The 7,135-nt window shown below is 71.7% G+C and carries 5 protein-coding genes and 1 pseudogene; 4 read left to right on the top strand and 2 right to left on the bottom strand.

The window, feature by feature from the left end; translation table 11 throughout:
* A pseudogene (locus ETD83_RS42540) lies at positions 1-385 on the top strand (hypothetical protein); the annotation flags it as partial.
* A 60-nt stretch (positions 386-445) separates the two neighbouring features.
* Positions 446-1,537, top strand: coding sequence for a winged helix DNA-binding domain-containing protein (locus ETD83_RS17140; protein WP_138646130.1), 1,092 nt, complete (start codon positions 446-448; stop codon positions 1,535-1,537).
* A gap of 476 nt (positions 1,538-2,013) precedes the next feature.
* Here the strand turns inward: ETD83_RS17140 and ETD83_RS17135 are convergent, their stop codons facing one another.
* Complete coding sequence (locus ETD83_RS17135; protein ID WP_138646129.1) at positions 2,014-2,745, bottom strand: DUF7873 family protein; 732 nt, start codon at positions 2,743-2,745, stop codon at positions 2,014-2,016.
* Positions 2,746-2,974: 229 nt separating this feature from the next.
* Between ETD83_RS17135 and ETD83_RS17130 the strand changes: the two genes are divergently transcribed.
* Entirely contained in the window at positions 2,975-3,181 is a 207-nt protein-coding gene (locus ETD83_RS17130) for a hypothetical protein (RefSeq protein WP_205717721.1), read from the top strand.
* Positions 3,182-3,222: 41 nt separating this feature from the next.
* Complete coding sequence (locus tag ETD83_RS17125) at positions 3,223-3,756, top strand: hypothetical protein (protein ID WP_138646128.1); 534 nt, start codon at positions 3,223-3,225, stop codon at positions 3,754-3,756.
* Here the strand turns inward: ETD83_RS17125 and lysX are convergent.
* Positions 3,753-7,034, bottom strand: a complete 3,282-nt coding sequence (gene lysX, locus ETD83_RS17120) for a bifunctional lysylphosphatidylglycerol synthetase/lysine--tRNA ligase LysX (protein WP_230420965.1) — start codon at positions 7,032-7,034, stop codon at positions 3,753-3,755. The two genes, ETD83_RS17125 and lysX, sit on opposite strands and share 4 nt — an antisense overlap.
* Between the last annotated feature and the right edge of the window lie 101 nt (positions 7,035-7,135).

Below are 7,135 nucleotides of genomic sequence, written 5' to 3'. Positions count from 1 at the left end.
GCCCGCACCCGGCCCCGCCCTGCCGCCCCGCCGCCTGGACGCTCCGGGCCGCCGTCCGCTCGTCCCGGACACGGGGGAGCGGGAGGCCGTGGCGCGGCGAGCGGCGACCGACCGGCAGGCCCCGGAGGTCAAGCCGCCGCCCCCGCAGGACGAGGCGGCGACCGCGCCCATCCAGGTCAAGCGCGGACGCTCGATCGCCGGCTACAAGCGTCCCGAGCTGGTCGAGATCGTCGGACGTATCGCCCAGCGCGAGCCGGACCTGTCCGACGACCAGATCGTCGAGCTGGTCACCCGCCTCCTCGGCTGCCCGGAGGACGAGGCCCTCCTGGTGGGCGCCCGGCTCCGCTACGCGGTGAGCGCGTACCGGGAGCAGCAGTCGGAATAGACCATTCCGTTCTGATATAGTGGAGCGGAATGGTTCGTTCCTCTCGGAGGCGGGTCAACGATGCGGGTACTGGACCGACGGACGCTGAACCGGGCGGCGCTGGACCGGCAGCTCCTCCTGAAACGCTCTGACCTGCCAGTGCGGGACGCGGTGGCCCTCCTCGTCGCGATGCAGGCGCAAGAGAACAACGTGCCCTACTACAGCCTGTGGGCGAGGCTGGCCGCCTTCCAGCAGCGGGAACTCACCGACCTCATGAACGACCGCTCCGTCGTGCGCGGGTCGATCCTCCGCGGCACCCAGCACATGGCCCTCGCCGACGACTACCGGTGGCTGCGCCCGCTTGTCCAGGAATGCCTCACCCGGGGACGGCAGGCCGCGTTCGGCCGCGTCTCCAGGGGCTGGGACCTGGACGAGCTCGCCACCGAAGCCCGCAAACTCCTGGACGGCCAGGTCCTGACCCGTCCCCAGCTCGGCCGCGCCCTCGCCGGGCTGTGGCCCGACCGGGACCTGCAGGCCCTCGGATGGTCGGCCCAGGCGGTGGTGCCCGTCGTCCACCCGCCGCCCAGCGGGACCTGGAACGTCGCCGGCGCCACCCCGTTCGCCCTGGCGGAGGAGTGGATCGGCGAGTCGCTGTACGAGCTCGGCCCCGCCACCCTGATCCGCCGCTACCTGGCCGCGTTCGGGCCCGCGTCCGTCAAGGACTTCCAGATGTGGTCCGGCCTGCGCCGGATGGACGCCGCCTTCGCGGAACTCCGCCCTGAACTCCGCGTCTACAAGGACGAGAACGGCGTGGAGCTGTTCGACCTGCCTGACGCGCGGATTCCCGATGACGGGCCCGCACCCGTCCGCCTCCTGCCGGGCTTCGACAACCTCGTCCTCGCCTACGCCGACCGCACCCGGCTGATGACCGACGAGCAGCGCAGGATCGTCTGCGTAGGGGCGGAGATCAAGCCCACGCTCCTGGTGGACGGGCGCGTCCACGGCCTCTGGACGCTCAGGCACGACAGGAAGGCAGGCAGCGCCGCCCTGACCATCGAACGCTTCGCGCCGCTCCCGGACGAACCGGCCGTCGAGGAGGAGGCCGCGAGCCTCCTGGAGTTCACCGCCCCCGGCGCCGACCACGACGTCCGCATCACGACCTGGCCGGCCTGACTCCAGATTCCACCGGGGGATGGAACGGCGGTGGGCCCCGGGGAGCTACCCAGCCCCGGGGCCCGTGTGCCGCTGTATGCGCTCACCGGCGATGATCAGGCGGCGGATCAGGTTTCTTGCCCGCGCTCTTCCGTTGAGCTACCGCGGCACGAGAGCCGCGGGACAGATTCGAACTGCCACTTCGGGAAAGACCGGCCGCCTCCGCGGGCGAGGGAACGGCGAATGCTGATTCTGGAGCGAGAGCCTGAGATTGACGCGGCCGCCTCTACCGGACTTGGGCCACCCGGGCGCGAATGCCCGGGGGCGGATTCGAACCGCCTGTGTCACCGCTTTCAGACTGAGCCTCATCCTCAGCTTTCGCGCCCTTGCGGACGCGCCCCCGCGCTCCAGCGGGGAGTCTTCGGCGGGCCTTTCCCGTCCGGCGGCCTATCGGTGAATCACCGTTGGCCGCCAGGACGGGAAAGGCCCGGAATTCATCAGGCGAGCAGGTACGCGAAAACGGCCTCGCCGACCTGCCGGTCGTCGACGTCCGCCGCGTTGGCCTCCTCGCGCGCGTATTTCACCGCCGCCTGCAGCCGGGCGACGCGGTCGCGCAGCTCGTTCACCCGGCGCGCGGGCAGCGCCCCGGAGAACGCCACCTTCGTCCACGTCCCGACGATGACGTCCTCGGTGAACGTCTCGACCTGCGCCGGGTGCTTGTCCGTCGCCTCGTACAGGACGTGCGCCCGCGGGACCTTCTTCGTCCGGGACGTCTCGACCGGGTCGGTGCGCCACACGTCCTGGCTCTCGTCGTAGCTCCACGACTCGGCGGCGTCCAGGACGGGCAGCTTGTCGATGAGCGCGAGCAGCTCGGTGAGCTGCTTCTCCAGGAACAGCAGGTACGTGACCGGCGCCTGCGCGACGACCGTCCGGCCGTCGACGACGACGTCGGCGCGGGCCTCGCGGTTCGCCCAGTCCTTGGTGGCGACGACGTCGAACAGCCGGGTCAGGGCGGCCGCGACGTCGCGCAGCGCGTACTCCGACTTGACCTGGACCTTGGTGGACTCCGGCGGGAGCGTCTCGCCCTCCTCGTCCTTGGGACGGTAGACCCGCGAGATGCCCGACAGCAGTGCCGGCTTCTGCAGCACGCGCAGAACGTCGGCCAGCTCGCGCTGAGCGCGGCTCTTCACGCCTTTCTCAATGGCGATGATCTGGTTGAGCTTTGCCACGGTCTCTCACCTTCCCGTTCAGAACAGCGCGCCAACGGTACTGAGCCCCGCGAAGAATCCCCAACGATTTTTCGGACACGACGGCAGTGGGCCTCCGGAGTTAAATCGGTGGGCGAGTGCCTGTGCCGTCGTGCATAATCGCGTGCGTGACACAGGAACTGGTTCAGGTATGGCGCGACGTCATTCGTGGCGACGAGAAGTCGTGGGTCCTGTTCGAACACGGACGTGCGTGATCCTCATGGAGCCCGGCGGCGATCTGGCGGCGCAGGCGGTGGAACTGCTGCGCGAGAACGGGCCCGTCCACGCGGGCGGCCCCGCCGGCGACTTCGGCACGATCGGCCTCGACGCGCCGTCGGCCTTTTTGGACGGTCCAAACGTGATCGGGACGGCCGCGAAACTCACCGTCGTCCATGTGGAGGACAAGCGTCCCCGCTGAATCGCCTCCCCGCATCCCGAGAAGTCTGTACAAATGTCGATGTGATCGAATGGGATGTGGAGGCGATGGCGCGATTGCGGTCCGCCGTGAATCGCGGTGACTGGGCGGCGGGGCTCGAACTGCTGCAGGGCCGGCCGCTGGAGCCGGTCCTCCAGTACGCGGGCGACGTGGCCCTGATGGTCGTCGCGCGAGGGCAGGCCCAGGGCGCGTGCCTCGCCAATGACTGCCGTGCCCTGCTGGCCGACCGCGGCTGGCCGGGGGACGCGGAGCTGGCCGCCGAACTGGCCGCACCGCGCGGCCCCGGGAGCGGCCCCTACCGGACGCTGCTCCCGCTGCCCGTCGACCTCGGGGCGGTGGCGGCGGCCATGGACGACGGGCTTCACGTCCTCGACCTGGAGCGCGGCGACGTCCTGGCCCTGGACGAGCTGTCCCGCGACGAGCCGCAGGCGCGGGACGGGGCCCGCTGGCTGCCGATCCCGCCCGGCATCCTCCCCGAGGGAGAGGACGCCCGGCGGGGCGCGGCACGACGCTGGCTCGCAGAGCAGGGCTACCGTCCTATCGAACGAACCCTCTAGCCCCCCGGGCGGACGAGGGGGAACGGGATCGTCTCGCGGATGCTGCGCCCGGTCAGCGTGATCAGCAGCCGGTCGATGCCCATGCCCATGCCGCCCGCCGGGGGCATCGCGTATTCGAGGGCGCGCAGGAAGTCCTCGTCCAGCTCCATGGCCTCGGGGTCGCCGCCCGCGGCCCGCAGCGACTGCTCGGTGAGCCGCCGCCGCTGCAGGACGGGGTCGATCAGCTCCGAGTACGCGGTGCCGAGTTCGAGCCCGAAGACGATGAGGTCCCATTTCTCGGCGAGGCGCGGGTCGCGGCGGTGCGGGCGGGTCAGCGGCGACGTCTCCGCCGGGTAGTCCCGGACGAACGTCGGCGCCGTCAGCTCCTCCTCGACGAGCGCCTCGAACAGCTCCTGGACGAGCCTGCCCTGCCCCCACCGCGGGTCGAAGCCCAGCCTGCACCGGTCGGCGAGCTTCCGCACGACGTCCACCGGCGTGTCCGGCGTGATCTCCTCGCCGACGGCCTCGGACACCGACCCGTAGACGGTGATCTCCCGCCACGGCTCCGCGAGGTCGTACTCGGCCCCGTCCCGGACGACCACCGTCGTGCCGAGCGCGGCGCGGGCCGCGTCCACGACGAGGGAGCGGGTCAGGGCGGCCATCGTGTCGTAGTCGCCGTACGGCTCGTACGCCTCCAGCATCGTGAACTCGGGATTGTGCTTGTGGGACACGCCCTCGTTGCGGAAGTTGCGGTTCAGCTCGAACACGCGGCCCACGCCGCCGACCAGCAGCCGCTTCAGGTACAGCTCGGGCGCGATCCGCAGGTAGAGCCGCATGTTGTAGGCGTTGATCTGGGTGCTGAACGGCCGGGCGGCGGCCCCGCCGTGGACGGGCTGCAGCATCGGCGTCTCGACTTCGAGGTACCCGCGCTCGCGCAGGGCGTCGCGGACGGCGGCGACGGCGTCCCCGCGCATCCGGAGCATCCGGCGGGCGTCGTCGTTGACGATGAAGTCGACGTACCGCTGCCGGACGCGGGCCTCCGGGTCGGAGAGGCCGGACCGCTTGTTCGGCAGCGGACGCAGGCATTTGGCGGCGAGCGTCCACGACGACGCGAGGACCGACAGCTCGCCGCGCCGGGACGTGACGACCTCGCCGTCCACGGCGACCTGGTCACCGAGGTCGATGAGCGTCTTCCACCGGTGCAGCGAGTCATCGCCGAGCGCGTCGGCGGTCAGCATGACCTGCAGGTCGGCGGTCTCGTCCCGCAGCGTCACGAAGATCAGCCGGCCGTGCTCGCGGGCGAGGACGACCCGTCCCGCGATCGCGACCCTCGTCCCGGTGCTGGTGTCGGGGGCGAGCGCGGGGAAGCGGGCGCGGATGTCGGCGGCGACGTCGGTGCGCTCGCAGCCGAGCGGGTACGGCTCCATCCCGGCGGCGCGGATCCGGTCGAGCTTGGCGTGCCTGACCCGCTCCTGCTCGGACAGCCGCCGCCGCGGCACGCAGGCCGCCTCGGCGGCGTCCTCGATCTCCTTGATCCGGTCGGCGAGCCCGGTGGCCGGGCCGGTCGCGGCCGCGCGGTCCAGCTTCGGCCGGTTCAGGTTCGGCAGGAAGCCCTCGGCGCGGGCATAGGCGAGGCCCAGCCGGACGAGGTCGCGGCTCTGCGTGTAGCAGATGTAGCGGGGACGCCAGTCGGGCAGGTACTTGGAGTTCGCCAGATACAGCGATTCGAGCTGCCAGAACTTCGACGCGAACGACAGGCACCGGTAGTACAGCCGCGCGACGGGCCCCGCCCCGATCTGCGAGCCGCGGGCGAACGCCGACCGCAGCATCGCGAAGTTCAGCGAGAGCTGCTGCGCGCCGACGGCGGCGGCCTTCTCGGCGAGCTTGGCGACCATGTACTCGTTGAGGCCGTTCTCGGCGGCCCGGTCGCGGCGCATCAGGTCCAGCGACAGGCCCGCCCGCCCCCACGGGACGAAGCTGAGCAGGCCGCGCAGCTCGCCCTCGGCGTCGAACGCCTCGACCATGACGCAGCGTCCGTCGGTCGGGTCGCCCAGGCGGCCGAGCGCCATGGAGAAGCCGCGCTCGGTGTCCTCGCCGCGCCACGCGTCGGCGCTGCGGATCAGCTCGGCCATCTCCCAGCCGGGGATCTGCGCGTGCCGCCGGATCCGCACGCCGTACCCGGCCCGCTCGACCCGCCGGACGGCCTGCCGGACCTGCCGCATCTCCCGTCCGTCCAGGTTGAAGCGGGTGAGGTCGATGACGGCCTCGTCGCCGAGCTCCAGCGCGTCGAACCCGTGCCGCCGGTAGACGTGCGCGCCGCGCTCCCCGACGCTGACGGCGCCGGGGATCCAGGCGTGCGCGCGGCACTCCTCCAGCCACGCCTCGATCGCCTGGTCCCAGGACTCGGGGTCGCCGAGGGGGTCGCCGCTGGCCAGCGAGACCGAACCTTCGACCCGGTAGGCGATGGCCGCCTTACCGTTCGGCGCGACCATGACGTCCTTGTCGCGGCGCAGCGCGAAGTAGCCGAGGGAGTCCTGGTCGCCGTACTCGGCGAGCAGCCTGCGCGCGGCGAGCTCCTCCCGCGGCCGCAGGACGGGGTCGCGGCGGCCCGGTTTGAACATCGCCCAGAACGTGGCGATCAGCAGCCCGGTGCCGAGGACCCACAGGATCGCGTCCACCCACAGCGGCACGCTCACGTCGATCGGCTTGCCCGTGACGCGCGGCCCGAGGACGGTCTGGGAGATCGCGTAGAGCGGGTGCGTCCACGGGCCGCCGCTGTGGTCGCGGTCGGTGAGGGTGACGAGGAACGTGCCGATTCCGCAGGTCACGAACAGCAGGTTGGTGAACACGAGACCGGCGAGGCGGCGGTCGGCGCGGTCGGGCAGCGTGGTGAACTGCCCGCGCGCGGCGACCAGCAGGACGACGATCGCGAGGTAGACGGCGGTGGTGACGACCAGGCCGGGGGGCGTGCGCCGGTCCGGGTCGAGGACCGTCGTCAGGACGGCCGTGACCCCGAGCGCCGCCGGCAGGCAGAAGATCAGCAGGAGGATCCGCCACGCGGCCTTCTTGCGCCGCCGGACGCCCATCGACAGCAGGATCCACAGGAGCCCGAGGGGCACGCTCGGGAACCAGCCGAGGTAGCCGATCCAGCGCAGCGCCCAGATGTCGGCCATCTCGAGGATGAGACCATAGGAGACCCACGCGAGCAGCGACAGGATCCCGGAGAGACGGGTGTACCAGAAGAAGATCGTCGGCGCGGCCTTGATCAACCGCCCCCACTCGCCCCGGTTATCGGTCACGGGTGTCACGTCGGTCACGGTCCGGTGCGCGCGTTCCCGTCGCGCGGCGCCCCGCCGGGAGGCGAACCTCCAGGTGGAGCCGGACGTCGTACGGGTAGGGG

The sequence above is a fragment of the Actinomadura soli genome, from assembly GCF_005889715.1.
GTDB classification, from domain to species: Bacteria; Actinomycetota; Actinomycetes; order Streptosporangiales; family Streptosporangiaceae; genus Spirillospora; species Spirillospora soli.
The sequence above is the reverse complement of the archived record's forward strand: the minus strand, read 5'-3'. Positions and strand labels throughout refer to the sequence as shown.